We start from the raw sequence: 24,684 nt of genomic DNA, 5'->3' as shown, positions 1-24,684 counted from the left end.
GACCCCAAAGGGGCAGTGCATGACAAGAGGGGACCGGCATCTGTTACCCGTTGTTACCTATCCACTTCACACAATCGTTCTTCCTTGAGTGGAACACACTCAACTTTTTTGACGTTGACCTTGTTGCAGACTTCGTTGACCGTATGAGGTGAGGGGATGGACGCTTTCAACCCGACCACGAAAACCCAGCAGGCGATCTCCTCGGCGGCGCAGGCGGCCACCATGGCGGGCAACCCCGAGATCTCGCCCGCTCACCTGCTCGGCGCCCTGCTCGCGCAGAGCGATGGGCTCGCCGCTCCGTTGCTGACCGCGGTCGGGGCCGACCCTGAGCAGGTCCACAAGGAGCTCGAACCGATCACCGCCGGGTTGCCGTCCGCCACCGGCGCGACCGTCTCGACTCCGCAGTTCGACACCTACGCGGTCAAGTCGCTCACGCATGCGCAGAAGCTCGCCACCGAACTCGGTGACGAGTACGTCTCGACCGAGCACGTGCTCGTAGGGCTGGCCGCGGAGGGTGGTCCGGTGGCAGGCCTGCTCAACAAGCACGGCGCGACACCGGAATCGCTGCGTGAGGCGTTCACCAAGGTGCGCGGGTCGGCCAGGGTGACCAACCCCGATCCGGAGGGCACGTACCAGGCGCTGGAGAAGTACGGCGTCGACCTCACCGCACGGGCACGGGCAGGTGACCTCGACCCGGTGATCGGCAGGGACACCGAGATCCGGCGTGTGGTGCAGGTACTTTCGCGGCGGACCAAGAACAACCCCGTGCTGATCGGCGAACCCGGTGTAGGCAAGACGGCGATCGTCGAGGGCCTCGCTCAGCGCATCGTCGCGGGCGACGTGCCGGAGTCACTTCGTGGCAAGCGGGTCGTCGCGCTCGACCTTGGTTCCATGGTCGCGGGCGCGAAGTACCGCGGTGAGTTCGAGGAACGGCTGAAGGCCGTGCTCAAGGAGATCAAGGAGTCCGAGGGCCAGGTCGTCACCTTCATCGACGAGCTGCACACCATCGTCGGGGCGGGCGCCACCGGCGAGGGCGGCGCCATGGACGCGGGCAACATGATCAAGCCGATGCTCGCTCGCGGCGAGTTGCGCATGGTTGGCGCCACCACCCTCGACGAGTACCGCAAGCACATCGAGAAGGACGCGGCGCTCGAGCGTCGCTTCCAGCAGGTGCTGGTGGGTGAGCCCTCCGTGGAGGACACCGTCGGCATCCTGCGCGGGCTCAAGGAACGCTACGAGGTGCACCACGGCGTGCGGATCACCGACGCCGCACTGGTGGCCGCCGCGACCCTTTCCGATCGCTACATCACGGCCAGGTTCCTGCCGGACAAGGCCATCGACCTCGTCGACGAGGCCGCGTCCAGGCTGCGCATGGAGATCGACTCACGCCCTGTCGAGATCGACGAGGTGGAGCGAGCCGTGCGGCGCATGGAGATCGAGGAGATGGCGCTGTCGAAGGAGGACGACGCCGCCTCGCGGGAGCGGCTCGAGGCGCTGCGCGCGGAACTGGCCGAGAGGCGTGAACAGCTTTCGGCGCTCACCACACGCTGGCAGAACGAGAAGGGCTCCATCGAGAAGGTCCGTGAGCTGAAGGAACAACTCGAGCAACTGCGGGGCGAGGCGGACAGGGCCGAGCGTGACGCCGACCTCGGCAGGGCAGCCGAGCTGCGTTACGGCCGCATCCCCGCGCTCGAGAAGGAACTGGAGGCCGCCACCAGGGTCAGCGAGGCCACAGAGGCCAAGCCTGACGTGATGCTCAAGGAGGAGGTCGGGGCCGACGACGTGGCCGACGTTGTCAGCGCATGGACCGGCATCCCCGCGGGCAGGCTGCTCGAAGGCGAGACCGGCAAGTTGCTGCGCATGGAGGAGGAACTGACCAAGCGTGTCGTCGGGCAGGCCGACGCGGTGCAGGTGGTCTCCGACGCGGTGCGCAGGGCACGCGCGGGCGTGGCGGACCCGGACCGGCCAACGGGGTCGTTCCTGTTCCTCGGCCCGACCGGTGTCGGCAAGACGGAGCTGGCCAAGGGGCTTGCCGAGTTCCTGTTCGACGACGAGCGGGCGATGCTGCGTATCGACATGAGCGAGTACAGCGAGAAGCACTCGGTGGCGAGGCTTGTCGGCGCTCCCCCCGGCTACGTCGGCTACGACCAGGGCGGTCAGCTCACCGAGTCGGTGCGCAGGCGGCCGTACTCGGTGGTGTTGCTCGACGAGGTCGAGAAGGCCCACCCGGACGTGTTCGACGTACTGTTGCAGGTGCTCGACGACGGCAGGCTCACCGACGGGCAGGGCAGGACCGTCGATTTCCGCAACACCATCCTGGTGCTCACGTCGAACCTGGGCTCGCAGGCGATCGCCGATCCCGCGCTCGACGAGCAGCAGCGCAGGGAAGCCGTGATGGGCGTCGTGCAGCGCCACTTCAAGCCGGAGTTCCTCAACCGGCTTGACGACATCGTGGTGTTCCACGCACTCGGTACCGAGCAACTCGGGCAGATCGTGAACATCCAGGTGCGCAGGCTCGGACAGCGGCTGGCGCAGCGCAGGCTCACTCTGGACGTCACACCGGCCGCGCAGGAATGGTTGGCGCTCAACGGTTACGACCCGATCTACGGGGCGCGTCCGCTGCGCAGGCTTGTCCAGTCGGCGATCGGCGACCAGCTCGCTCGCAAGCTGCTGGCAGGCGAGATCCGCGACGGCGACACCGTGAAGGTGGATGTGCCGGAGCTGGACACCGGGGACGGCTCGCTTGTGGTGACGCGGGCGGACTAAAAGCCGAACGGGTACCTCCGACACGGCCTGCTGATCTTGGTCGGCGGGCCGTGGGGGATACCCTGTTCGCCGTGGGTATTCCAGCGTGGATCTGGTTCGTCATCGCCGCCGCTGCCGCGGTGGCCGGGCTTGTCCTGCTCGGCGTCGACCGGGCGAGGGAGACCTCGCGTAACAGGGAGCGCGCGCGCTGGGCGCAGCTACGTGGCTGGCAGTACGTCGAGGAGGACGACCGGCTTCCGCAGCAGTGGACGGGGGGCGCGATCGGCTACTTCGGCGCGCAGGCGGCGGTGAACGTGGTCGCGGGCTCTACGTTCACCTCCGACGGTCGGCGGCCGGTCTTCGTGTTCGACATCGAGGCCGACGGCGTGATCCCGGCGGTGATCGTGGCCGTACGCTGCAACCGCATCCACCCGGTGTTGCTCGAACTGTGGCTGGCGAGCGTGCCGTTCCAGCGGGCGGAGATGCCGGAGTTGCTCGGGCCCGTCGGTCAGCGCTACGCGTTCGCCGACGACCTCACCGCCGCCAGGACCATCATCACCGACGAACTGGTAGCGGCGGCCGACGCGCTCGGCGGCGATGTCGGGGTGGCCTGGCTGGAGAACGAGTGGGTCCTTGCCAGCGTGGCACCCAATGTGGGGCCGTCCCGACTTGAGCGGTTGCTGCGCGACCTCGGCGAGATCGCCGACATCGTGGACCCGTTCGACTCCGCCACCTCGGCGGCGACCGCGGAACCGGAGGCAGCCGCGACCACCGACGAGCGGGCACGGGAGCAGGGCTTCTGAAACGCGGGCCGCAGCCGGTTCAGCCCAGGTCGAGGGTGCCGGAAAGGACGGGTGGCGGCTCGTCGTGGTATTCGCGACCGTTGAGCACAGGCGGAGTCGGCGGCAGATCGAGCGTGCCGGAGAACCGCCCGTGCTCGGCCACGGAAAGCTCCCGGTAGTCCATGACGTACTCCACCGGCCCGCGGCCCGCGGCGTACCCCGCCGCGAAGGCCTCGGCGTCGGTGTCACCGTCCGGTTCCTCGGGCAGGGCATAGCCGCCGTGGTCCGTGGCGGCTATGTAGCCACGAACGAACGACAGGTAGTCGATGGCACCGTTCTCCACTGGAGTTCATTCCTCGATCGGGTGAGGCTCGCCGGTACTCCTAATGGCTACTGGAAGATACTGCCTGTCACCACGACGGTGCGAGTGAGGGCCGGTACTTTGGCCCGATGTCACTTGCACTGATCACCGGAGCGACCTCGGGAATCGGCGCGACGTTCGCGACCAGGTTGGCGTCGGAGGGCTACGACCTCGTGCTGGTCGCGCGCGACGAGGCACGGCTGCGGGAACGCGCGCAGGAGCTGTCGCGCCGCCACGGGATTTCGGTGGAGCCGCTGCCCGCCGACCTCGCCACCACGCAGGGCCGCGACGCCGCGGAGCGACTGCTCGAACAGCGGCCGGTGGAGCTGCTTGTCAACAACGCGGGGCTCGGCCTTGCGGGTGAGTTCTGGACCGCCTCGCCGGAACAGTTGCAGCGTCAGCTCGACGTGAACGTGACCGCGGTGCTGCGACTGACGAGGGCCGCGCTGCCCGCCATGCTGGAGCGCGGCAGCGGCGACATCGTGAACGTGTCCAGCGTCGCGGGCTTCTTCTCTGGTCGCGGCTCGACCTACACGGCCAGCAAAGCCTGGGTGACGTCGTTTTCCGACGGGCTCGCTTCGGCGTTGCGGGGTTCCGGGGTCCGGGTACTGGCGCTGTGTCCCGGTTTCACCCACACCGAGTTCCACGACCGTGCTGGGTTGGAGAAGTCGGGACCGGCGGCGTTTTGGCTCAGCGCGGAGCGGGTGGTGGACGAAGCGCTCGCGGACCTGCGCCGAGGCAGAGTGATCTCGGTCCCGAGCAGGCGCTACAAGCTGGTGGCCGCGATAGGCAGGCTGTTGCCACGTGAGCTGGTGCGGCGGCTCGGTGGCCGGTTCGCGGGTCGGGACCGGACGTGACGGCGCCGCGTGTCAGACTTGCTGCTCGTGGCGAACCCTTCCGTTGAACAACCGGCGAAGATCGAACTTGCGAGACTGGTCAATGAGCTGTGTGTGGTGCACGGCAAGGTGAAGTTGGCCTCCGGTAAGGAAGCTGACTACTACATCGACCTGCGCAGGGCCACGTTGCACCATGCGGCTGCCCCGCTCATCGGGAAGCTGTTGCGCCAGCTCACCTCGGACTGGGATTACGTGGCCGTCGGCGGGCTGACACTGGGCGCCGACCCGGTGGCGACGGCCATGCTGCACTCCGCCGCCGCCGACGGTGTCGTGCTCGACGCCTTCGTGGTGCGCAAGTCGATGAAGGAGCACGGCATGCAGCGGCGGATCGAGGGCATGGAGGTGGCGGGGCAGCGGGTGCTCGCCGTGGAGGACACCTCCACCACCGGCGGCAGTGTGCTCACCGCCGTGGCGGCGCTGCGGGAGGCCGGAGCCACCGTGGTGGGCGTGGCCACGGTGGTGGACCGTGATACCGGCGCCCGCGAGGCCATCGAAAAGGAAGGCCTGCCCTACCGTTACCTGCTCGATCTGAACGATCTGGGGTTGTCCTGATCCAGTTCGACGCCTGGTGTGCCGTGAAGGCTCGCGTCGGAGACGAGCGTTCTTCCAGGTTTTTACCGGACCCAAGCCGTACTCGAGAAGCGCGGGCCGGGTTATCCCCCTGGACCTGACGCTATGAGTGAGGGCGACGTTGGTCCGTTCGATGTCAATGATGCGGCAGCGGCGAACGCTATTTTCGGCCGTCCGGGAAGTACCGAGATCGGTCGAATTGAAGGGTGGGTATGACTGCGTTCAAGAAGTCGCATCGAGGAAAGCGCTGGGCTCGGCGAGTGCTGCCGGTCGTGGTGGCTACCACGGCGGTAGTCGGGGCGTCCGCCACACCGGCCTACGCCGACGCCTACGAAATGTCGACGGACTATTGTGCGTGGGGTCGCTTCGAGAGTTACGGAGAATGGTTCCATCTCATGGACCGCTGTCCCGACGGTCATTCCGCGGTTATGAAGGTCGATGTGGCGCCCCTTGAACCGGGTGACGACTGGGATTTCATGCTCTGGAATCCTCGGGGCTCCAATGAGGCGATATCCTGGAATTTCAGCTATCCAGAAGGCACTCGCGTTTGCATTCAGGTCGGTATCGGCGAGTACGGAGCAGGAACCAGTTGGGCATATGACGCCTGGGACTGCACGCTCGCGTAGTCGAGGCTCAGTTGCCGGGGCTGGGCCGGTGAGCGGTCTTGATCGCCTGCGACAGGGCATCCTTGCTTCGAGTGAAGCGGCGGCGGGATCCCCCGGTTGCCCAGCGTTCCGTGATTGCTGCTGGATTCTTCGGATTCAGTGCGCTGGGTTGCTGAGCCCAGGTTGTTAGCCAACCGGTATTCCTTCGCGATCCAGCGCCGGTATCGCAACCCCTACCCCTGGTCGCGGGGTCGTCAACAGAGCATTTTGTCGACGACTTCGCCACCGTTTCGGAGTAACGTTGTCCCTGATCAGGGGGACACGAGGGGCAGGTGGGGCGATGCTGGGGCTGACCGCGCTCACGGCGCTCACGACAGGGGTTCACTTTCTCGCACTGCTTTATATCGGGCTGGGTGGATTCCTCGCCTGGGTGTGGCCGAAAACGATCTTGGTGCACGTTCTGTTCGCTGTCTGGGGCCTTGCGGTGAACGTGTTGCCGCTGCCGTGCCCGCTGACCGTGCTTGAGGACTACCTGCGCGCTGAGCGCGGTCTCGGGCCGCTGCCTGGCGGGTTCAACGAGTACTACATTTACGACACGGTGTTTCCTCGCGAACTGCTGCCCGTGGTGGGCTTCGGCGCGTTGGCTCTCGTGCTGTTCTCCTACGTCGGGGCCTACCTGCACTGGCGTGGCCGCAAGCACCTGGCGACGTCCCTGGCCACGGGCACGGTATGCACTGAGCGACAATGAGGTCGTGATCGAAGCGGTGGGACCCACGGAGTGGCAGACACCCGACGAGGTGGGTGTCGGCCCGTGGCAGGGTCCGTGGCCCGGCGACGGCAGGTACGACCCGGAGCTGCTGGCCCACGGTGACCGCCGCAACGTCGTGGATGCCTACCGGTACTGGCGGCGGGAGGCGATCGTCGCGGACATCGACGCGCGCAGGCACCCGTTCCACGTCGCGATCGAGAACTTCAAGCACGACCACAACATCGGGACCGTGGTGCGCACTGCCAACGCGTTCGCCGCGGCGGCCGTGCACATCGTGGGCAGGCGACGCTGGAACAGGCGCGGCGCGATGGTCACCGACCGATACCAACATCTGCGCCACCACGACTCGGTCGCCGGGCTCGCCGAGTTCGCGGCAAGGGAGGGCCTGCCGATCGTGGGTGTCGACAACATGCCCGGCGCCGAACCCGTGGAGACGGCCGCGTTGCCGAGGGAGTGCGTGCTGCTGTTCGGCCAGGAGGGGCCCGGCCTTTCCCCGGACGCGCAGCGTGCGGCCACGCTGGTGGTGTCGATCGCCCAGTTCGGCAGCACCCGGTCGATCAACGCGGGCGTGGCCTCCGGCATCGTGATGCACACCTGGGTCCGCCAGCACGCCGATCTAGCGGCGGCATGGCGTCCCTAACCGGGTGTGACGTCCACCGGGATGCCGTTGAGTGCCGCGGTACCGGAAAGCACGTCAAGTAGCTGGTCGTCGGAAAGCAGGTTGGAGTTCACGCCCGCGTGGGCGGTCGCCACGGCGGTGCGCAGTCCCTCCACGTCGTGTCCCCAGCCGTGCGGGATGCTGACCACGCCGGGTCGGACGTCCTCGGTGAGCTCGACCGTGGCCGAGACCTTGCCGGTGCGGGTGGCGAACGTGGCGGCGCCGCCTTCGGTGAGACCGAGGCGCCGCGCGTCGTCGGGATGGAGCTGCGCGGTGCACCGATTGCTGCCGCGAACCAGTGGCTGCAGGTTGTGCATCCACGAGTTGTTGGAGTGCAGCTGCCGCCTGCCGATGAGCACCAGCCTGCCGTCTGGCTGCTTGTGGAGTTCGGCCACGAGCCTGCCGACGTCGGAGACGATCGGCTCGGCGGCGAGTTCGATCTTCTTGCTCGCGGTGCACAGGATGTCCGGCAGGCGTGGCCGCAGTGGCCCGAGATCCACGCCGTGCGGGGCCGCTTCCAGATCGGCGAGGGTCAGCTCGTACGGGCCGGCTCGCAGCATCAGATCGAGCAGCCGTTCGGGGCCCTTGCGCTCGCCCGCGACCGCGGGGTCGAGGCCTGCCCTTCGAGCGGTGTCGGCGGCGAGCAGTTCGTCCAGCGCCTCGATGTCGGCGTCGGGGCCCTGCCCGGTCACGATGCCGGTGAGCCGCAGCAGCGTCTGCCACTCCTGCGGCTGGTCACTGGGCAGCGCGGGCGAGGTCCAGTTCGCGATGTTGCGGACGGCGAGCTGGTAAAGGGCGACGTCGTAGTGCGGGCGCATCAGCGGGCTCGGGCCAGGAAGGATGACGTCGGCGTGCCGGGTGGTCTCGTTGACGTAGACGTCCACGCTGACCATGAAGTCCAGCTCTGCCAGCGCTGCGGAGAGCTTCGCGGCGTTGGGGCCGCTGAGACAAGGGTTGCCCGCGACGGTGAGGAGCGCGCGGATCTGGCCGTCACCGGGGGTGGTGATCTCCTCGGCAAGGGCGGCTATGGGCAGCTCGCCGAACACCTCCGGGTATCCGCGGACCCGGGACCGCCAGCGCCCGGCGGTGAACGGTTTGCTCCTGCCACCGCTGCTGTTCACCTGGCCCGCCGCCGCGAGCGGGAACATGGCGCCGCCCTCGGTGTCGAGGTTCCCTGTGAGCACGTTCAGCACGTCGACCAGCCAACTGGTGAGGGTGCCGAAGGCCTGCGCGGTGGTACCGATCCGGCCGTAGACGGCTGCGCGGTCGGCGCGGGCCAATTTCCGCGCCATACCCCGGATGGCGCCTGCGTCAATGCCGGACAGTGGTGCGACCACTTCCGGGGTGAACGGTTCGGCGAGTTCACGGAGCCGTTCCAGCCCGTTGACGTGTCCTTCGAGGCTGCCCAGCCGTACCAGGTTCTCGGCGAAGAGCACGTGGACGAGAGCGAACAGCAGTGCCGCGTCGGTGCCGGGCCGGATCCGGTGGTGTTCGTCGGCGAGCCGGGCCGTGCGGGTACGGCACGGGTCGACGACCACGATCTTGCCGCCGCGTCGCTGGATCGCCCGCAGCCTGCCGCGCACGTCGGCGGCCGTCATCAGGCTGCCGTTGGACACCAGCGGGTTCGCGCCAAGGATCAGCAGGTGCTGGGTGCGGTCGAGGTCGGGAACGGGGATGGAGAACGGGTCGCCGAACAGATAGCCACAGGAGAAGTGCTTGGGCATCTGGTCCACCGTGCTGGCGGTGTAGACGTTCCTTGTGCCGATGGCCTTGAACAGGACCCGGCTGTAGAGGGCGGAGGAAACGTTGTGCACAGAGGGGTTGCCCGCATACACCGCGACCGCGTCGCGGCCGTACTCGCTCAGCAGTGCGGGCAGGCGCGCGTCGATCTCGGCGAACGCCTCGTCCCAGCTCACCTCGGTGAACCTGCCAACTCGCTTCACCAGCGGGGTTCGCAGCCGGTCGGGATCGTGGTGCAGCGCGCCGAGGGAAGCGCCCTTGGGGCAGATGTAGCCGTGGGAGAACACGTCATCGGCATCGCCGCGGACGTCGGTGACCGTGTCGTTGTCGAACGTCACCGTCAACCCGCAGGTCGCCTCGCACAGTGGACAGGTGATGTGCGCCGTTTCCATGACCCCATCGTGGTACACGAATGGCCGCACGGGGAGGGGTCAGAAGAGGGCTGTGTCGCTGTGTCAACTATGGCTGAGGCAGTACGGGTTGGCAGCCGCAGGATTGCCTGCGCCGCAGCGTGGGAGACAGCCGCACGGTTTCCGGTCGCCGGTCGGGGTCGGCGATCCTGGCGAGCAGCATGCGTACCGCCTGCGTGCCGATCTCGGGGACCGGCTGCGCCATGGTGGTGAGCGGCGGTTGCACCAAATCCGCCCACTCGGTGTCGTCGTAGCCGACCACAGCGAGCTCCTCGCCGATGCGCACTCCCCGCCTGCGTGCCTCCTGCAACACGCCGACCATCATCGCGTCGTTGGCGACGACCACGGCGGTCACCGGTTGTGGCTTGTCGAGCAGTTCGGCGAGGGCACGGGCTCCGCGCTCACGTTCGGAGTGGCCGCACGCGACCAGGTCGGGGTTCCACGGCAGCCCTGCTCTGCCGAGACCGAGGCGGTAGCCGAGCACGCGTTCCTCGCTGGTCGCCAGACCGGGTGTACCGCTGACAAGCCCGATGCGGCGGTGGCCGTGGCCAGCCAGATGCTCGGTGAGTGCCGAGGTGGCGTGGATGTTCTCGGTGCCGACCTGGTCGATGTCGCTACGGGTGGTCAGCCGGTCAACCAGTACGGTCGGCGTGCCCAGTGACACCAGTTCGCTGATCACTCGGCCGTCACCGGGCACGGGGGTCAGCAGCAGCCCTTCCACGCGCCGGGCCCGCAGTGCGCGCACGATGTCCTGTTCGGTGTCCACGGTGTCGTGTGTGTCGGAAAGCAGCACCGTGTAGCCTGCGGCGGCGGCCTCGCGCTCGATCGTCTGCATGAGCACCGCGAAGTACGGGTTGGCCAGCAGCGATATGGCGACGCCGATGGTGCGGGTTCCGCCGGTGACGAGCGAGCGGGCGATGACGTCGCCGGTGTAGCCGGTGCTTTCGATCGCGTCGAGGATGGCGGCTCGGGTTTCCGGCGCGACGGCGCGGGTGCCGTTGACGACGTGAGAGACGGTTGTGATCGAGACACCGGCCAGTTCGGCGATGTCGCGCTGGGTCGGCCGCTGTGACCTCGGCGGCGGCATGTGCGTTCCTCCCAGTCGGCAAGGACTCCGGCAACCGTTTGCGCAAACGCTTGCGGGACAGCATAACCACTGCCTACTGTCCAGACATCTCTGGTAGGTGGCCGCAACCGCTCGCTGTCGAGGAGGTCCGGTGTCGTGACCGTGCTGCTGGCCGGCCTCTGCACCGTCGACATCGTGCAGCGGGTGGAGGAACTTCCCGCGCCGGGGCAGAAGGTGCAGTCGACGTCGGTGTCGGTAGCCGCGGGTGGACCGGCGACCAATGCGGCCGTGACCGTAGCCGCGCTCGGCGGGAGGGCGGTGCTGCTGACGGTTCTGGGTAGTCATCCGCTTGCCGAGTTGGCCAGGGCCGATCTTCGAGAATGCGACGTCGCGGTGAGCGATGCGCTCGCCTGGCATCCGGACCCACCCCCGGTGAGCGCGGTGGCGGTGCGTGAACGCGATGGCGAGCGGACGGTGGTGTCACACAACGCCGCAGCGGTGCCCGAGGCAACCGCGCCGCGGCTGCCTCCCGATGTGGAAGCCGTGCTCGTCGACGGCCACCATCCCGAACTCGCGTTGGCGGCGGCGCGCTGGGGGCGACGGTTGGGTCGCCCTGTAGTAGTCGACGCGGGAAGCTGGAAGCCGGTGTTCAGCGAACTGCTGCCGCTCGCCGACATCGTGGCGTGCTCCGCGCAGTTCCGCGCACCGGCTGGAGCGTTGCGCGGTGTTCCCACGGTGATCACCACGTCGGGTGCCGATCCGGTGAGGTGGTCCAGCGGCGGGGAGTCGGGTGAGGTCGCGGTGCCGGTCGTGGCCGCGCGCGACACCCTTGGCGCGGGCGATGTGTGGCACGGTGCCCTGCTGACCAAGGTGGGAGAGCTCGGTATCCCGCGACTGATCGAGTTCGCGAACGCGGTGGCCGCCGAGCGGGTGCGGCATGCCGGGCCGAGGAGCTGGCTCGGCCCGGTCAAGGCGAAGATGGGAGTGATATGACGACGTTCGACGAGCTGTTGATCAGGGCACAGGCTCTTGTCAACGGGGGTGAGCGCGCGGTGCTCGGTATCGCGGGCCCACCGGCGTCAGGGAAAACGACGCTGGCGTGGCGGTTGGCCGACACGCTGGGCTCCAGTGCCGCCGTGGTGGGAATGGACGGCTTTCATCTGGCGCAGGCGGAGCTGAACCGGCTGGGGAGGGCAGACCGCAAGGGCGCGCCCGACACCTTCGACGCGTATGGGTACGTGCACCTGATCCGCAGGCTGGCCGAGGGCAAGGAACTGGTCTACGCGCCCGAGTTCCGGCGGGAGATCGAGGAGCCGATCGCCTGCGCCGTTCCGGTTCCGCCGAGCGTGCGGTTGGTGCTGACGGAAGGCAACTATCTGTTGCTCGACACCGAGCCATGGAACGAGCTGCGTTCGCTGCTCGACGAGGTGTGGTTTCTCGCGCCCGACGAGGACGACCGGGTGGAGCGGCTGGTGACGCGGCATCGCAAATTCGGGCGCTCGCTGGTGGAGGCGCAGCAGCGAGCGCGTGGTTCCGATCAGCGCAACGCCGACCTGATCGCGCCGAGTGCGCGGCGCGCCGACCTCGTGGTGCGCGACATGGAGCTGCCGTACTTCGCCGTCTGACGCCGGAGTTATCCACAGCTGCTGGGGACAACTAGGAGTTATCCACAGATCTGCTGTGTACACCCGGTTCACCAAGGGGGACGGCTAGGCTGAGCTGGGGCCGCCCCCCAGGGAGCGGTGGGGGTTGCCAGTGCTGATCGCGTTGTGTCGTAACCGAACCCGGGGCTGCTGCGGCTCGGTACGGAAGGGTCACGGAGCTGTTCCATTACGGCCGTCATTGCACCGGCCGGATTCGCGTGGCCGTGCGTGGGCAACCCAGAATGGATCGAGGGGCGCCGGGCGAACGTCCACAAGACCGCGCCGGTCGCTCGACACACAGGGCACTGGAAGGACCGCTTGGCATGTCCAAGCTCGCTGGCATGCATCACCTCGCCCTCACGGTGACCGACATCGACCGCAGCGTGCCCTGGTATGTCCGGGTGCTCGGCCTCGAGGAGGTCACCCGCCGCGAGGACCCCGAACTGGGGTTGCGCAAGGTGGTGTTGTCCCCTCCGGGTGAGGGCTTCGCCGTGATGCTGGTGCAGCACACCCATGCCGCACGCCCGCCGTTCGACGAACGGCATACCGGGCTCGACCATGTCGCGTTCCGGGTTGCCTCCCGCGCCGACCTGGCCGCGTGGGAGCGGCGCCTCGCCGACTACGGCGTCACCTTCACCCCAGCCGAACCTTCGCGCACCTCACCGGGATGTGCGTTGGTCGCCTTCCGTGACCCGGACGGCATCCAGTTGGAGGTCTGGGCCGACCCCGAATGAGGCTTCAGGCGCGAGCCGCTTCCGGGTCGCTCTCGATCGGGCGCCGCATCTCCTGGCGGTACCGCCAGATGCCGTACACCGTGCCCACCAGGAAAAGCACCACACTCGCCCATACCAACGTGGTCTTCAGCCAGGGCAGCACGTCCAGCAGGCCCGCACCGTAGTAGCCGATGAGCACGAGCGTGGGCACCCACAGCACCGCGCCCACCGTGGTGGCCAGCATGAACCGGCGTGAGTTCATCCCGGCGGCTCCGGCGATCAGCGGGGCGAGAGTGCGGACCCACGGAATCCAGCGTGCCGCGACGATCGCGAGGAAACCTCTGCGGTTGAGGAAGGCACGCGCACGGTTCAGGTTGTGCTGGTTGAGCACCTTGCCGCCTCGCCGGGCAACGAACCGGGTTCCGGTCTGCCTGCCGACGTAGTACCCGACCTGGTTACCCACCACGGCGATCACGAGTGCGGCTGCGGAAAGGCCCCAGGCATGCGTGTCGGCTCCGTGCTGGGCCAGCACCACGCCGGCACCGAAAAGTAACGAGTCGCCCGGCAGGAAAAGTCCGATGATCAGCGCGCATTCGACGAACACGAAGCTGAGCACGATCACCCAGACGAGCAAGGGCCCGGCCGTGGCGAGCCAGTCCATTCCCACGCTCGCGGCTTCGGCGTGCACAACATTCACGTCGGCAGCGTACGTGCCCGTCCGAGCTCGCGTCCCGGCCCCGACCGGAAACGATGACCAGCGCTACGATTCCGGGACCAACTGCACACGCTGCGTATTGCCTACGGAACGAATCGGTGTTCGACATGCCCGAAATCCTGACGACCGTCGTATTCATCGCCGCATTCGTCATCGCGGCCCTGCTGTTGCGCGCCGCGCGAAGGCGCGCCTAGTACTCTGGCAGTCGCTCGCCCCGAACGGCTTCGATGTCCAGCTCCACCTCCACGGTCGTCCCGACTGCGGCGACACCCGCCCGCCCCATCGCGTTGTAGTTGATCGCGAAATCGTCGCGCCGAAGCTGGGTCTCGGCATGGAAGGCCGCTCGGCTGCCACCCCAAGGGTCGGGGCCGTAGCCGCCGTATCGCAGTTCGAGGTCCACCTCACGACACTGACCGTGCAGGGTCAACTCACCGCCCAGCAGCCACGTACGGGAGCCGCGCCTGGTGAGCCCGGTGCTGACGAACTCGATCGACGGGTATGCCGCGACGTCGAGGAAGTCCGGCGAACGCAGATGGTCGTCGCGCATCTTGTTGCCGGTGTCGATCGCGGCCGCTTCGATGTGTGCCCGCACAGACGAGCGCTCCACCGGCCGCGCCACGTGGATGCGCCCGGAAAGCTCGGTGAAGCGTGCCTTGACGCTGGCGATACCGAGGTGGCGAGCGGTGACGATCGGCGAGGAATGCGCGGGATCGATGGTCCACGGGCCTGCGGGAGGCAGTTCGACACCCGCCTCCTCCTCGGCAAGTGCCACCTCACCGATCGAGCCGGTGCCGTCGTGCGCCACCTGGGCGGTGCGGGCGATGGGCAGGTAGCCCGCCGCCGTCACCACCGTGGTGTAGCTGCCCTTCGGCAACGGGTCGGTCCTCACGCGGCCGGATTCGTCGGCTTCGGCGCGCGCGACCTGCAGGCCTTGCTGATCGGTGACCGTGAGCACCGCATGCCCCACCGGGAAGCCGTCGGCGGAGCGAACCGAGCCGGACAATCCGCGCATCAGCGACCGTCTCCCGCGAGGTCGTCGATCGTCTGCTCGTAGCCCAGCCGAACGTCGTGCTCCGCCTGTTCGCCGGACACCGTCACCTTGCTGGTGGCGGGCGGGTAGCCGCTGGCAACCACGGTGTAGTCGCCCTCAGGCAGGTCGCCGACCAGGTACCGCCCCGACTCGTCCGTCCTGGCCACCGCGGCGACGTTGCCGTCGATGTCCAGCACGGTGATGCGGGCGTCAGGGACCACCCGGTCGTCGTCGGTGCGCGCGGTGCCCTTCAGCTGCGTTGCCCGCTCCAGTTCGAGGTCGTGCCTGATTTCACCGCTGTCGGGAACGGTGAGCATGACCGCGGTGGGCCGCAGTCGTGGCCCACTGGCCACGAGCGTGTGGGCCCCCGCTCCGACGCCGTGGAAGGCGTAGCCGCCGTCGCTGCCGGTGACGCACGCGCCGGTCACCTCGCCGCGCGCGTCCGCCAGCGTGACGGTGACGTTCGGCAGCGCGGTGCCCTCGCCCGCGGCTCGCACCTGCCCTGACACCTCTCCGGAACCCGTCAGCGTGAGGTCCAGTCGGGTGGCCGCTTCTCCCACCACGAGGCTCGACGCCTGCGGCTGGTGGCCTCCCGCCGCCACGATCAGCACGTAACCACCGCTGCCAGGCGCGGTGATCGCGTAGCCGCCGTCCGGTCGGCCGGTGGCGCGGGCAACCTGCCTGCCGACCTGGTCGATCAAGGTCAGCGTGGCGCCTTCCACGGGGGTGCCGTCCGTTCGGCGGATGTGGCCGGTCACGCATGCCCGAACGGGCTCCTCAGCCGAGCCGTTGCCACCTATCCCTGCCGTTGGCACCGCGTCGGCGCGCAACTCCACCTGCCCGTTCCGCTGTGGCAGGGCGTGCCTGCCCGCCGTGACCAGTTCCGGTTCCCTCGTCCGGTCGGGGTCGCCTTCGTCAGCCGCGTCGACGAGGTCAGCAGGCTCGGCATCACCCGTCCCGCCCGCCGGTGCCTTCGTGTCGGTGGGAGCGGGCTTGCCGACGCTGTCGGCGAGTGGGATCTCTCGCATGAACAGCAGCACGAGGAACGCGACCGCCGCGACGCCCGCGCCGACGTAGAACACCGTGTTGATCGACTCGGTGAACCCGATGAAGAACGGGCGTGCCTGCTCGATCGGCAACTGCTGCAGGAACGAGGAGTCCTGCATGATGTCGCCGCCCACGGAGTTCATCGCGGCGGGTGAAACGCCCGCTGCTCGGAAGGCGCTTGCGATGTTGTCGGTCAGAGTGCTGAACAGGATCGAAAGGAACACCGCGACGCCGAGCGTGCCACCGATCTGCCGGAAGAACGTCGCCGCCGCCGTGGAGACTCCCATGTCCCTTCGCGGGCCCGCGTTCTGCACGGCGATGATCAGGGTCTGCATGCAGCCACCCAGCCCGAGCCCGATGACGGCCATGAACAGCATCGACTGCCAGATGGGTGTGTCCCACTCGACCTGCGCGAACAGCAGCATGCCTGCCGACATCAGCGCGGTGCCGATAACCGGGAAGATCTTGTACCGGCCGGTACGCGAGGTGAGCTGGCCCGACAGCACCGACGCAGACATGATGCCGAGCATCAACGGCAGCATCAGCAGGCCGGACTCCGTCGGGGAGTAGCCCTGCACGATCTGCAGGTACTGCGGGATCAGCATGATCGCGCCGAACATCGCGACGCCGACGATCACACCTCCCGCGATCGCGACGCTGAACGTCGGGTTGCGGAACAGCCGCAGCGGGATGAGTGCCTGGTCCTTCATGACGTGCTCGATGAACAGGAACAGCACGAGCCCTACGGCGCCGATGCCGTAGCAGACGACGGCTCGGGTGGAGTCCCAGCCCCATTCCCTGCCCTGCTCGGCGATCAGCAGCAGCGGCACCAGGGTGATCACGAGCGCGAGCCCGCCCCACCAGTCGATGCGGTGGTCGTGGCGCTGGTGCGGCACGTTGAGCACCTTGGCCACTACGAACAGCGCCACCGCGCCGAGCGGCACGTTGATCAGGAACACCCAGCGCCAACCCTCGATGTCGAGGAAGGAGTCCATGCCAGCGAAGAAGCCGCCCAGCACGGGGCCGAGCACGGTGGAGGTGCCGAACACGGCGAGGAAGAAGCCCTGGTACTTGGCCCGTCGCCGGGGTGGCACGATGTCGCCGAGGATGGTCAGCGCCAGCGACATCAGGCCGCCCGCGCCGAGTCCCTGCACCGCGCGGAACGCGGCGAGTTGGTACATGCTCTGCGCGAACGTCGCCGCGACCGACCCGAGCATGAAGATCGAGATCGCGGCCAGGAAGAACGGCTTGCGGCCGTAGATGTCGGACAGCTTGCCGTAGATCGGCGTCGCGATGGTCGCGGTGATCAGGTAGGCGGTGGTGATCCAGGCCTGCAGGCTGAGACCGTTGAGGTCATCGGCGATCGTGCGGATCGCCGTGCCGACGATCGTCTGGTCCAGCGCGGCCAGGAACATCCCCGTCATCAGGCCGATGAGGATCACGACGATCTGGCGGTGGGTGAGGTCGGGACCGGTATCGGCCTCCTCCGCGCCCGCGCCCACCGCGATCGTTCTGTCCCCTGTGGATGTCACTTGTCGTCCCCCTTGGTCGTGCAGTTCGCCGACGAGTCGGCACTGAGTGGGTCGCACTCCTCGATCCCGGTGTTGAGCCGGTCGAACAAGACGTTGAGCTTGATGCGGTCCTCCTCCGGCCAGTCCGAGAGCACCCTGGCCAGCCACCGGTTGCGGTGACGCCGGTTCTCCTCGAAGACCCGCATCCCCTCCTCGGTGGGAGCGAGCAACGAAGCGCGCCCGTCCTCCGGGTCGGCCTGCCGCTCCACCAGGCCGTGCTGCACCAGCGAGCTGCTCTGCCTGCTGATGGTGGAGATGTCCGAATGCAGAGCCTCGGCGAGATGGCTCGTGCGCTGCGGGCCCTCGTGCACGAGCCGGAACAGGATCGCGTAGGCCGCCCGCTCGATCCCGTCCGGTCCGTGCTTGGCCACCTGCGACTTGGCGCGCACCGACAGCCGCATGAACCGCACCATCTGCCTGCCGAGTTCGTCGGCGATGGCCAGCTCGGCTTCCGTGGGTTCGGGTACGCGCGGCTCGGCGTGCTCGGTGGATGCCATGGGAGGGTCTTTCGTGAGTAATGCCGGGTTTGACCGGCTTGTTTGACACATGCAACTAGTTGCCTGATACAAGAATGCTCTCACCCTCCTCTCGTCGGCAACTCGCCCTCGCCCGATGTGGGCGAGGACACGCCCGCGAGTCCCCCGCTCCTGCCCGCGAGTCCCCCGCTCCTGCCCGCGAGTCCCCCGCTCCTGCCCGCGAGTTCTGCACTCGTGTCCGCGCTGCGGGAATTCGACCACCGTTTGAGGATTTCCGAGACGGTAGCCCGCGATTACCTAGGGAGATCCACAAGAAGCCTCACCGGGAATCTCAATGAGAGCCTGGAGATGTCAGACGGTCCGGAGTCAGAGGGCGGGTTACCGACGTGGACGCTGCCGAGTTGAAGCGCTACATCGAAACGAACTTCGAAGGGGTCACATCGGTGGAAAGCTCCGGTGACACCTTCTTCACCTACGACCCGGACGGCGACCTGCCGGAGCAGGGATGGCTGCCGTTCGCCACGATCGTGACCGGCGATCACTACGACGAGGTCTCCGCACTGGAAGAGACGGGGTGCTACCGGTTGAACATCGGACTGCCGAAGGCCGCGTACCTCGCCAGGTTCGGTGCCGCGCCCACCGCGCGTGGCGAGCGGGGCGTACTGCGGACCGGGTTCGACTACGCCACCCGTGATCAACTGCTGCCGCACCCCCACTACGCGTCGCAGTACTGGGTGTGCGTGGTTTCGCCGAGTGCGCGCATGTTCGACGCGGTGGTCCGACCGTTGCTGGCCCAGTCGTACGAGTTCGCGGCACGCAAGCACGCCAATCGCCGCGCCAGGCGGGCAGGCGAGCCGTCGCAGGAAGGCTGACCGCGTGCGGGCACGCGGCCGACCGAGTGCCGACCCTGTCGCTTCGCATGGTGCGCGGCCTAGCGTTGACGGATGACCAACGACAGCCTGGTGGCCGAGCTGTGTTCCGTGCTCGGTGCTGAAGCCGTGCTCACCGACGCCGACGTGACCGCGGGTTACTCGCGCGACCAGATGCCGCTGGCACCCTCTGGAACCCCGCTGGCGGTGGTGTTCCCCACCGACGTGGACGGCGTGCGGGAGACCGTGCGGGCGTGTGCCGAGGCGGCGGTGCCGGTCGTCCCGCGGGGCGCGGGAAGCGGGATCTGCGGTGGCGCCAACGCGGTGGACGGTTGCGTCGTGCTGGTCACCACCAAACTGGATCGCATCGTCGAGATCGACCCGGACAACCGCCTCGCCGTGGTGCAGCCCGGTGTGGTGAACCTCGACCTACGCGAAGCGGCGGCCAAACACGGTCTGTTCTACCCGCCCGACCCATCCAGCTACGACTGGTGCACGATCGGTGGCAACCTCGCGACCAACGCGGGCGGGCTGTGCTGCGTGAAGTACGGCGTGACCACGGATTCCGTGCTGGGGCTGGAGGTGGTGCTCGCCGACGGCTCGCTGTTGCGAACCGGGCGACGCACAGTCAAGGGCGTCGCCGGCTACGACCTCACCAAGCTGTTCGTCGGCAGCGAGGGAACCCTCGGCGTGATCACGCAGGCCACGGTCGCGCTGCGTCCGCTGCCGCAGGCGCCTGCCACGCTGGTGGCGGCGTTCGCCTCGGCGGGTGCCGCGGGCGCCGCCGTGAGCGGGATCGTGCGCGAGGGGCTCGTACCGTCGCTGCTGGAAATCATGGACGCCACCACGGTAAAGGCGGTGGAGGCCTATCTCGGCACCGAGTTGGGTACCGGCTCCGACTCCGGGGCGTTGCTGCTGTGCCAGTCCGACGCCGGTGGCGCCCTCGCCAAGCGGGAACTCGCCGCGATCGAGCAGGTGTGTGCCGATGCCGGCGCTGAGCTCGTCCACTCCACCGACGACGTGGCCGAGGGCAACCTGCTGATGAAGGCGCGCAGGGTGGTCCACTACGCACTTGAGCAGCGTGGCGCCTGCATGACCGATGACGTCTGCGTGCCGCGCACGCGCATCGCTGAACTGATCGAGGGCTGCGAGCGCATCAGCGCCGAGGTGGGACTGACCATCGCTGTCTGCGGCCACGCCGGTGACGGCAACATGCACCCCACCGTGGTCTACGACGCCACCGCGGCGGGTGAGGCCGAGCGGGCGCGGCGTGGCTTCGACGCGATCCTCGAACTCGGCCTCTCGCTCGGCGGCACGGTGACCGGTGAACACGGCATCGGCAGGTTCAAGCAGGACTGGCTCGCCCGCGAGATCGGCCCGGTCGGGTTGGACGTGCACCGCAGGATCAAGCAGGCGCTGGACCCGGGGAACCTGTTCAACCCCGGCTCGATGTTCTCGCCGACGTAGGCCGGATCATCCTTCCGGGTCGGTGCCCGCCGAAGCGGCCGCTGACTTCTTGCCCCTGCGGCCCTTGAGGTACTCCAGCACGATGGGCACTACCGAGACCAGCACGATGAGGATGAAGATGGCGTCCACATTGTCCCTGATGAACGGGATGTTGCCGAGCAGCGAGCCCAGCACGATGAGCCCGGCTGCCCACAGGATTCCGCCGATCACCGTGTAGGTGAAGTACTTCTTGCGGCTCATCCTGCCGATGCCCGCGATCCAGGTGATGAACGTGCGCACGAACGGCACGAAGCGCGCGAGCACGATCGCCTTGGAACCGTGCCGCTCGAGGAAGGCGTGGGTCTTGTCGACGTACTCCTGCTTGAAGAAGCGGGAGTCGGGCCGGTTGAACAGCTTGGGGCCGACCTTCCAGCCGATGCCGTAACCGATCGCGTTGCCGAGGATGGCGGCGCTCGTGGCGAGCACGCACACCAGCCACAGCGGGGCTTCGATGCTTCCGTTCGCGATGAACAGGCCCGCCGTGAACAGCAGCGAATCGCCGGGCAACACGGGGAATACACTGCTTTCGGCGAACAGGATCAGGCACAGCAGCGCGATGACCGTCGGGGTGAGTCCGGAAAGCAAATGTTGTGGATCGAGCCATTCCGGCATGAGCGACATCTGTGCTGGTGTCTGCGAAAGCATCACCCTGCACAAAATACAGGTCCGCTCGGCGCCGCTTTGAGCCCGCTCACAACAGGGTGAGAAGCCCGATCACGGTCCCGGCCGCGAGGCCGAGCGCGGCAGCGAGCAGCAGTACCCATCTGGTATCCAGCGGCCGGTTTGCCTGGCCCGGTTCGGGTGAGGCTGCCGGTGCAGACTCCGCCTGAACGGCCTCGTCGAGCGCTGCTCGTTCTCGTTCGAGTGAACCTTCGCCTGCGCCGGACAGCAGGCCGTAGCCGCCGGGGGTCTCGACCACCGGCGGCGGGCTGTGTCTCGGCTCGGCAGCCTGCGGCGGCGCGTTCCTGGCCTGCGCGCGCAGTGCCTCGGCGAGGAGGCGCTCCGGGTCGTCACTCATCGCCGTCAAGCCTAGCCAGCACGTGGTGCGGGCATAACTCAGAAGCCCTCCCGAAGCACCCATTCGCCACGCCGCAGCACCCCACGCGGCCGCAGCTCGTCGTCGAGGACCACGAGGTCGGCGTACAGCCCCGGGCGCAGCGCGCCAGTCCGGTCGGCGATACCGAGCAGCTCGGCCACGTGGCCGGAGGTGGCTCTGACGGCTTCCTCGACGCTCATGCCGGCGCCGAGGACGAAGTTGCGGAACGCGAGGTCCATGGTGAGCGTGCTACCGGCGAGCGTGCCGTTGCCCGCCAGCGTCGCGACACCGTCGCTGACCTCTACGGCCAGCCTGCCCAGCCGGTAGGTGCCGTCGGCGGCGTCGGTGGCCGAGATCGCGTCGGTCACCAGCACCGTCCGTGCCGTACCGACGTGGCGGGCGGCCAGCCGCAGCACCGTTGGATGGACGTGAACCAGGTCGCAGATGAGTTCGACGGTGACCCGTTCGTCGTCAAGCAGCGCGCCGATCGGCCCGGGGTCGCGGTGATGCAGTGGCCGCATCCCGTTGAACAGGTGGGTGGCCACGGTGGCGCCCGCGTCGATCGCGGGCCGGATCTGTTCCTCGACCGCGTCGGTGTGTCCGATCGCGGCCACCACGCCCGACTCGGTGAGCTGCCGCACGGCCTTGATCCCACCGGTCAGCTCGGGCGCCAACGTGACCATCCTGATGTGGCCTCGCCCTGCCTCCAGCAGCGCGTCGACGGCGCTGGTGTCGGGCTCGCGCAGCATCGCGGGGTCGTGCGCGCCGCAGCGTGCGCTGGCGATGAACGGTCCTTCCAGGTGGACGCCCGCCAGCTCGCCGGTGGTGACGAACTCGGCGAGCACGGCCAGTTGGTCGGCCAGCGCCGGGATGGGGTCGGAGACAAGGCTCGCCAACATGGTGGTTGTGCCGTGTCTGCGGTGGGCGGCGATCGCCGTGGCCACCTCCTCGTTGTCGCCGCTGGAGAAGGACCCGCCCCCGCCGCCGTGACAGTGCATGTCGATGAAGCCGGGAACGACGAGCGCGCCGCCGAGATCCACGTGGTCGCCTTCGGGCGGGGCGGAGGTGCCGATGCCGGTGATCCGCGCTCCGGACACCGACACCCATGCGGCGTCGCGCACACCGTCCGGGCAGGCCACGCGCCCGCTCGTCAGCACGAACTCGTCAGCACCGTTCACGACCACATCCTATTGGTCCAGACCAGAATGTGGGCAGTCGAAGAGGTGCCGAGATCCCGGTCGCTCAGCCGCGGCCGTCGTGCATGGCTCTCTGCAACGCCTCCAGCGCGCGGCTGGCCGTGGACTTCACGGTGCCCTTGGATATCCCCGCGGCCTCGGAGATCTCCGCCTCCGACAACCCACCGTAGTAGCGTAGTACAAGCACTTCCCTTTGCCTCGGCGGCAGCTTGGACAGCGCGTTGACCACGGCCTGATGCTCGGTGGACAGCATGGCGAGACTCTCCGCCGAACGGGCGTTGACCGCGTGCGGGGGGACGTATTCCCGGGCGGTCTTGCGGCGGCGCAGCACGCTGCGTGACCCGTTGACCACCGCTGTCCGCAGATAGGCGACCGCGGCGGCGGCGTCCCGGAGCTTGCTCCAGTTGCGGTGCAGCCCGGTGAAGGCCTCCTGTACCACGTCCTCCGCTGTCGCAGGCTCGTCCACCAGCAGGATCGCCAGCCGCACGAGCCGCATCCGGTGCTGGCGGTACAGGTCTTCCAGCGTCAGCGGGCCGGACGGCTGCGCCTTCGGCGCGGGCGCGTCCAGCGTGCGCAGGTGGCTCAGCGTCTGCTCGACGCTGCTTTGCGCGCTTCGAGTGGTGTTTCGGTGGCGCATGGGCTCGGCACTGCCATGCATCGGAACCTGCCCATCCCTCGACGGCGTCTTTCGAGTCCCTCTCGCCCGTGGACTCACGCGCGCCAAGCGTATCGGTTCCACTCGGCGTGACCCAGCATGTTCGGTTCAACACCGGACCGGGCGATACGGTTCCGGGAACGGTGTACGGCCGTCGACGTCGGGAGGACCCAGTGGCCTGGTTCGTGGTGGAGATCCGGTACGTGCAGGACAAGTTCGGGCCGGTGCGACCTCGGCACCGCGAGTATCTCGCCTCGCTCGCCGAGCAGGGCAAGGTGCTGGTCGCGGGCCCGTTGCAGGACGACACCGGCGGACTCACGCTGTACGAGGCCGCCGACAGGCAGGAGTTGCAGCGGCTCATCGACGCCGACCCTTACCACATCGAGGGCGCGATCGCGGAGCGCACGGTCCGCGAGTTCAAACCGGTCCTCGGTTCCTGGGTGCCGAAGGGGTCGTGAGCGGTTCGCGGTCCCGCCGCACACTCACGACCCCGGGCTCACCTCAGTCGGCGTAGGTGATCACGCCGCGGATGTTCTTGCCGTCGCGCAGGTCCTGGTAACCCTCGTTGACCTGCTCGAGGTTGTACTTGGTGGTGACAAGCTCGTCGAGCTTCAACTGGCCGGCGTCGTAGAGCCGCAGGATCTTGAGGATGTCGTACTGCGGGTTAGCCGACCCGAACAGCGTGCCCTTGATGGTCTTCTCGAACAGCGTCAGCACGCCGCCGGAAACGTGCACGGTGAGTTTCTCCGGGTGGGCGAGTCCGGTGACTACCATCGTGCCGCCCTTGCCGAGCACGTTGAAGGCGTCGGTGATCACCTGCTCGTCCACGACTCCCACCGTGACGAGGGCCTGGTCCGCCAGTTGGCCCCAGGTGAGCTCGGCGACCTTCTCGGCCGCCTCCTGCGCGGTGGCGAAGGCATGGGTCGCGCCGAACTTCAGCGCGGTCTCCCGCTTGAACTCCACCGGGTCGACCACGACGACGTTCTTGGCGCCCGCGTGCGCGGCCCCCTGCACGGCGTTGATGCCGATGCCGCCGATGCCGTAGATGACGGTCGTGTCACCCGCGCGGACACCACCGGCGTAGTTGGCGCTGGCCCACCCGGTCGGCACACCACAGCCCACCAGCACAGCCGTCTCCAGCGGCAGCCAGTCGTCCACCTTGACCACCGAGTGCTCCGAGATGGTCGCGCGCTCGGAGAAGGTGCCGAGCATGCACATGCCGCCGAAGTCGGTGTCGCCGGAGTGGAAGCGGAAGGTGCCGTCGGGCATGTGCCCATCGAGGATCGTGGCGCCCATGTCGCACAGACTCGAACGGCCGGTGGCGCAGTAGCGGCAGTGGCCGCAGTTGGGAATGAAGCTGCACACCACGTGGTCGCCCGGCTTCACCTTGGTGACGCCCTCACCGACCTCCTCGATGATCCCGGCGCCTTCGTGGCCGCCGACTATCGGGTAGCGCGGTACGAGGTCACCGTCGATGAGGTGCAGATCGGAGTGGCAAAGACCTGCGGCCGCGTACTTGATCAGCACCTCGCCCGCCTTGGGTCCGTCCAGGTCCAACTCCATGATCTCGAACGGTTTGCCCGCGTCGAACAGGACCGCAGCCTTGGTCTTCATGAGGCCTCCTC

Annotated in this window: 25 protein-coding genes; 13 read left to right on the top strand and 12 right to left on the bottom strand. The window is 68.1% G+C overall.

Annotation, left to right across the window (positions count from 1 at the left end; translation table 11 throughout):
* The first annotated feature begins 156 nt into the window (after positions 1–156).
* Positions 157–2,766: an ATP-dependent chaperone ClpB gene (gene clpB / locus FHU38_RS26430; protein ID WP_167177555.1), complete on the top strand. Its 2,610-nt coding sequence runs from the start codon at positions 157–159 to the stop codon at positions 2,764–2,766.
* A gap of 71 nt (positions 2,767–2,837) precedes the next feature.
* Positions 2,838–3,548 (top strand): hypothetical protein, encoded by a 711-nt coding sequence (locus FHU38_RS26425; protein WP_313886916.1) that lies wholly within the window; start codon positions 2,838–2,840, stop codon positions 3,546–3,548.
* Between the two features lie 19 nt (positions 3,549–3,567).
* Here FHU38_RS26425 and FHU38_RS26420 read toward each other — a convergent pair whose 3' ends face one another.
* Complete coding sequence (locus FHU38_RS26420; RefSeq protein ID WP_167177550.1) at positions 3,568–3,870, bottom strand: hypothetical protein; 303 nt, start codon at positions 3,868–3,870, stop codon at positions 3,568–3,570.
* 107 nt (positions 3,871–3,977) lie between these two features.
* Here FHU38_RS26420 and FHU38_RS26415 point away from each other — a divergent pair, with 107 nt between their 5' ends.
* The 5 genes from FHU38_RS26415 to FHU38_RS26395 all read left to right on the top strand — a co-directional run bounded on the left by FHU38_RS26415 (position 3,978) and on the right by FHU38_RS26395 (position 7,368).
* Positions 3,978–4,745, top strand: a complete 768-nt coding sequence (locus tag FHU38_RS26415) for an SDR family NAD(P)-dependent oxidoreductase (RefSeq protein WP_167177548.1) — start codon at positions 3,978–3,980, stop codon at positions 4,743–4,745.
* 27 nt (positions 4,746–4,772) lie between these two features.
* Positions 4,773–5,336 carry an orotate phosphoribosyltransferase gene (pyrE, locus tag FHU38_RS26410; protein ID WP_313886923.1) on the top strand — a complete coding sequence of 188 codons (564 nt, stop codon included), beginning with the start codon at positions 4,773–4,775 and terminating at the stop codon, positions 5,334–5,336.
* Between the two features lie 230 nt (positions 5,337–5,566).
* On the top strand, positions 5,567–5,980 hold the full coding sequence (locus FHU38_RS26405; protein WP_167177545.1) for a hypothetical protein: 414 nt from the start codon (positions 5,567–5,569) through the stop codon (positions 5,978–5,980).
* A 319-nt stretch (positions 5,981–6,299) separates the two neighbouring features.
* Positions 6,300–6,707 carry a DUF2784 domain-containing protein gene (locus tag FHU38_RS26400; RefSeq protein WP_167177543.1) on the top strand — a complete coding sequence of 136 codons (408 nt, stop codon included), beginning with the start codon at positions 6,300–6,302 and terminating at the stop codon, positions 6,705–6,707.
* A 4-nt stretch (positions 6,708–6,711) separates the two neighbouring features.
* Positions 6,712–7,368, top strand: coding sequence for a TrmH family RNA methyltransferase (locus FHU38_RS26395; RefSeq protein WP_167177541.1), 657 nt, complete (start codon positions 6,712–6,714; stop codon positions 7,366–7,368).
* Here FHU38_RS26395 and FHU38_RS26390 read toward each other — a convergent pair.
* On the bottom strand, positions 7,365–9,518 hold the full coding sequence (locus FHU38_RS26390; RefSeq protein ID WP_167177539.1) for a molybdopterin-dependent oxidoreductase: 2,154 nt from the start codon (positions 9,516–9,518) through the stop codon (positions 7,365–7,367). The genes FHU38_RS26395 and FHU38_RS26390 overlap by 4 nt on opposite strands.
* Before the next feature lie 67 nt (positions 9,519–9,585).
* Positions 9,586–10,623, bottom strand: a complete 1,038-nt coding sequence (locus FHU38_RS26385; protein WP_167177537.1) for a LacI family DNA-binding transcriptional regulator — start codon at positions 10,621–10,623, stop codon at positions 9,586–9,588.
* 135 nt (positions 10,624–10,758) lie between these two features.
* Between FHU38_RS26385 and FHU38_RS26380 the strand changes: the two genes are divergently transcribed.
* The 3 genes from FHU38_RS26380 (at position 10,759) to FHU38_RS26370 (ending at position 12,979) form a co-directional block, all read left to right on the top strand.
* Positions 10,759–11,595: a PfkB family carbohydrate kinase gene (locus tag FHU38_RS26380; protein WP_167177535.1), complete on the top strand. Its 837-nt coding sequence runs from the start codon at positions 10,759–10,761 to the stop codon at positions 11,593–11,595.
* Positions 11,592–12,227, top strand: coding sequence for a nucleoside/nucleotide kinase family protein (locus FHU38_RS26375; protein WP_167177533.1), 636 nt, complete (start codon positions 11,592–11,594; stop codon positions 12,225–12,227). Before FHU38_RS26380 ends, FHU38_RS26375 begins: the two co-directional genes overlap by 4 nt.
* Positions 12,228–12,568: 341 nt before the next feature.
* Positions 12,569–12,979, top strand: coding sequence for a VOC family protein (locus tag FHU38_RS26370; protein WP_167177531.1), 411 nt, complete (start codon positions 12,569–12,571; stop codon positions 12,977–12,979).
* Positions 12,980–12,983: 4 nt separating this feature from the next.
* On the opposite strand, the gene FHU38_RS26365 is transcribed toward FHU38_RS26370, so the two are convergent.
* The 4 genes from FHU38_RS26365 to FHU38_RS26350 all read right to left on the bottom strand — a co-directional run bounded on the left by FHU38_RS26365 (position 12,984) and on the right by FHU38_RS26350 (position 17,818).
* Positions 12,984–13,655 (bottom strand): DedA family protein, encoded by a 672-nt coding sequence (locus tag FHU38_RS26365; protein ID WP_313886915.1) that lies wholly within the window; start codon positions 13,653–13,655, stop codon positions 12,984–12,986.
* A 208-nt stretch (positions 13,656–13,863) separates the two neighbouring features.
* On the bottom strand, positions 13,864–14,685 hold the full coding sequence (locus tag FHU38_RS26360) for a YceI family protein (RefSeq protein WP_167177529.1): 822 nt from the start codon (positions 14,683–14,685) through the stop codon (positions 13,864–13,866).
* The gene (locus tag FHU38_RS26355) at positions 14,685–17,174 is read right to left on the bottom strand and encodes an MFS transporter (protein WP_390623350.1); all 2,490 of its coding nucleotides are present in this window, start codon (positions 17,172–17,174) and stop codon (positions 14,685–14,687) included. The genes FHU38_RS26360 and FHU38_RS26355 overlap by 1 nt, the downstream gene beginning before the upstream one ends.
* 104 nt (positions 17,175–17,278) lie before the next feature.
* Positions 17,279–17,818 (bottom strand): MarR family winged helix-turn-helix transcriptional regulator, encoded by a 540-nt coding sequence (locus tag FHU38_RS26350; protein WP_167177527.1) that lies wholly within the window; start codon positions 17,816–17,818, stop codon positions 17,279–17,281.
* A 365-nt stretch (positions 17,819–18,183) separates the two neighbouring features.
* Here FHU38_RS26350 and FHU38_RS26345 point away from each other — a divergent pair, with 365 nt between their 5' ends.
* Together FHU38_RS26345 and FHU38_RS26340 are read left to right on the top strand one after the other, a co-directional pair.
* Positions 18,184–18,669 carry a DUF6194 family protein gene (locus tag FHU38_RS26345; RefSeq protein ID WP_167177525.1) on the top strand — a complete coding sequence of 162 codons (486 nt, stop codon included), beginning with the start codon at positions 18,184–18,186 and terminating at the stop codon, positions 18,667–18,669.
* Positions 18,670–18,741: 72 nt separating this feature from the next.
* Positions 18,742–20,133, top strand: coding sequence for an FAD-binding oxidoreductase (locus FHU38_RS26340; RefSeq protein WP_167177523.1), 1,392 nt, complete (start codon positions 18,742–18,744; stop codon positions 20,131–20,133).
* A 6-nt stretch (positions 20,134–20,139) separates the two neighbouring features.
* On the opposite strand, the gene FHU38_RS26335 is transcribed toward FHU38_RS26340, so the two are convergent.
* The 4 genes from FHU38_RS26335 to FHU38_RS26320 all read right to left on the bottom strand — a co-directional run bounded on the left by FHU38_RS26335 (position 20,140) and on the right by FHU38_RS26320 (position 23,062).
* Positions 20,140–20,817 (bottom strand): DedA family protein, encoded by a 678-nt coding sequence (locus FHU38_RS26335; protein ID WP_167177735.1) that lies wholly within the window; start codon positions 20,815–20,817, stop codon positions 20,140–20,142.
* A 46-nt stretch (positions 20,818–20,863) separates the two neighbouring features.
* Entirely contained in the window at positions 20,864–21,190 is a 327-nt protein-coding gene (locus FHU38_RS26330) for a hypothetical protein (RefSeq protein ID WP_167177521.1), read from the bottom strand.
* 38 nt (positions 21,191–21,228) lie between these two features.
* Positions 21,229–22,386: an N-acetylglucosamine-6-phosphate deacetylase gene (nagA, locus tag FHU38_RS26325; protein ID WP_390623347.1), complete on the bottom strand. Its 1,158-nt coding sequence runs from the start codon at positions 22,384–22,386 to the stop codon at positions 21,229–21,231.
* 64 nt (positions 22,387–22,450) lie between these two features.
* Positions 22,451–23,062: an RNA polymerase sigma factor gene (locus tag FHU38_RS26320; protein ID WP_167177518.1), complete on the bottom strand. Its 612-nt coding sequence runs from the start codon at positions 23,060–23,062 to the stop codon at positions 22,451–22,453.
* Positions 23,063–23,232: 170 nt separating this feature from the next.
* Here FHU38_RS26320 and FHU38_RS26315 point away from each other — a divergent pair, with 170 nt between their 5' ends.
* Positions 23,233–23,517, top strand: a complete 285-nt coding sequence (locus FHU38_RS26315) for a YciI family protein (protein ID WP_167177516.1) — start codon at positions 23,233–23,235, stop codon at positions 23,515–23,517.
* Between the two features lie 43 nt (positions 23,518–23,560).
* Here the strand turns inward: FHU38_RS26315 and FHU38_RS26310 are convergent, their stop codons facing one another.
* On the bottom strand, positions 23,561–24,673 hold the full coding sequence (locus FHU38_RS26310) for an NDMA-dependent alcohol dehydrogenase (RefSeq protein ID WP_167177513.1): 1,113 nt from the start codon (positions 24,671–24,673) through the stop codon (positions 23,561–23,563).
* Positions 24,674–24,684 lie beyond the last annotated feature (11 nt).

Origin of the sequence: Saccharomonospora amisosensis (assembly GCF_011761185.1) — a bacterium.
Lineage (GTDB): Bacteria > Actinomycetota > Actinomycetes > Mycobacteriales > Pseudonocardiaceae > Saccharomonospora_A > Saccharomonospora_A amisosensis.
Note: the sequence above shows the minus strand (reverse complement) of the source record. Positions and strands in the feature narration are given on the sequence as shown.

Coding starts and splice junctions, on each gene's coding strand:
- clpB (WP_167177555.1), top strand. CDS start 157: ATGGACGCTTTCAACCCGACCACGAAAACCCAGCAGGCGATCTCCTCG.
- FHU38_RS26415 (WP_167177548.1), top strand. CDS start 3,978: ATGTCACTTGCACTGATCACCGGAGCGACCTCGGGAATCGGCGCGACG.
- FHU38_RS26405 (WP_167177545.1), top strand. CDS start 5,567: ATGACTGCGTTCAAGAAGTCGCATCGAGGAAAGCGCTGGGCTCGGCGA.
- FHU38_RS26400 (WP_167177543.1), top strand. CDS start 6,300: ATGCTGGGGCTGACCGCGCTCACGGCGCTCACGACAGGGGTTCACTTT.
- FHU38_RS26390 (WP_167177539.1), bottom strand. CDS start 9,518: ATGGAAACGGCGCACATCACCTGTCCACTGTGCGAGGCGACCTGCGGG.
- FHU38_RS26385 (WP_167177537.1), bottom strand. CDS start 10,623: ATGCCGCCGCCGAGGTCACAGCGGCCGACCCAGCGCGACATCGCCGAA.
- FHU38_RS26375 (WP_167177533.1), top strand. CDS start 11,592: ATGACGACGTTCGACGAGCTGTTGATCAGGGCACAGGCTCTTGTCAAC.
- FHU38_RS26370 (WP_167177531.1), top strand. CDS start 12,569: ATGTCCAAGCTCGCTGGCATGCATCACCTCGCCCTCACGGTGACCGAC.
- FHU38_RS26360 (WP_167177529.1), bottom strand. CDS start 14,685: ATGCGCGGATTGTCCGGCTCGGTTCGCTCCGCCGACGGCTTCCCGGTG.
- FHU38_RS26355 (WP_390623350.1), bottom strand. CDS start 17,174: ATGACGGGGATGTTCCTGGCCGCGCTGGACCAGACGATCGTCGGCACG.
- FHU38_RS26350 (WP_167177527.1), bottom strand. CDS start 17,818: ATGGCATCCACCGAGCACGCCGAGCCGCGCGTACCCGAACCCACGGAA.
- FHU38_RS26340 (WP_167177523.1), top strand. CDS start 18,742: ATGACCAACGACAGCCTGGTGGCCGAGCTGTGTTCCGTGCTCGGTGCT.
- FHU38_RS26335 (WP_167177735.1), bottom strand. CDS start 20,817: ATGCTTTCGCAGACACCAGCACAGATGTCGCTCATGCCGGAATGGCTC.
- FHU38_RS26330 (WP_167177521.1), bottom strand. CDS start 21,190: ATGAGTGACGACCCGGAGCGCCTCCTCGCCGAGGCACTGCGCGCGCAG.
- FHU38_RS26320 (WP_167177518.1), bottom strand. CDS start 23,062: ATGCATGGCAGTGCCGAGCCCATGCGCCACCGAAACACCACTCGAAGC.
- FHU38_RS26310 (WP_167177513.1), bottom strand. CDS start 24,673: ATGAAGACCAAGGCTGCGGTCCTGTTCGACGCGGGCAAACCGTTCGAG.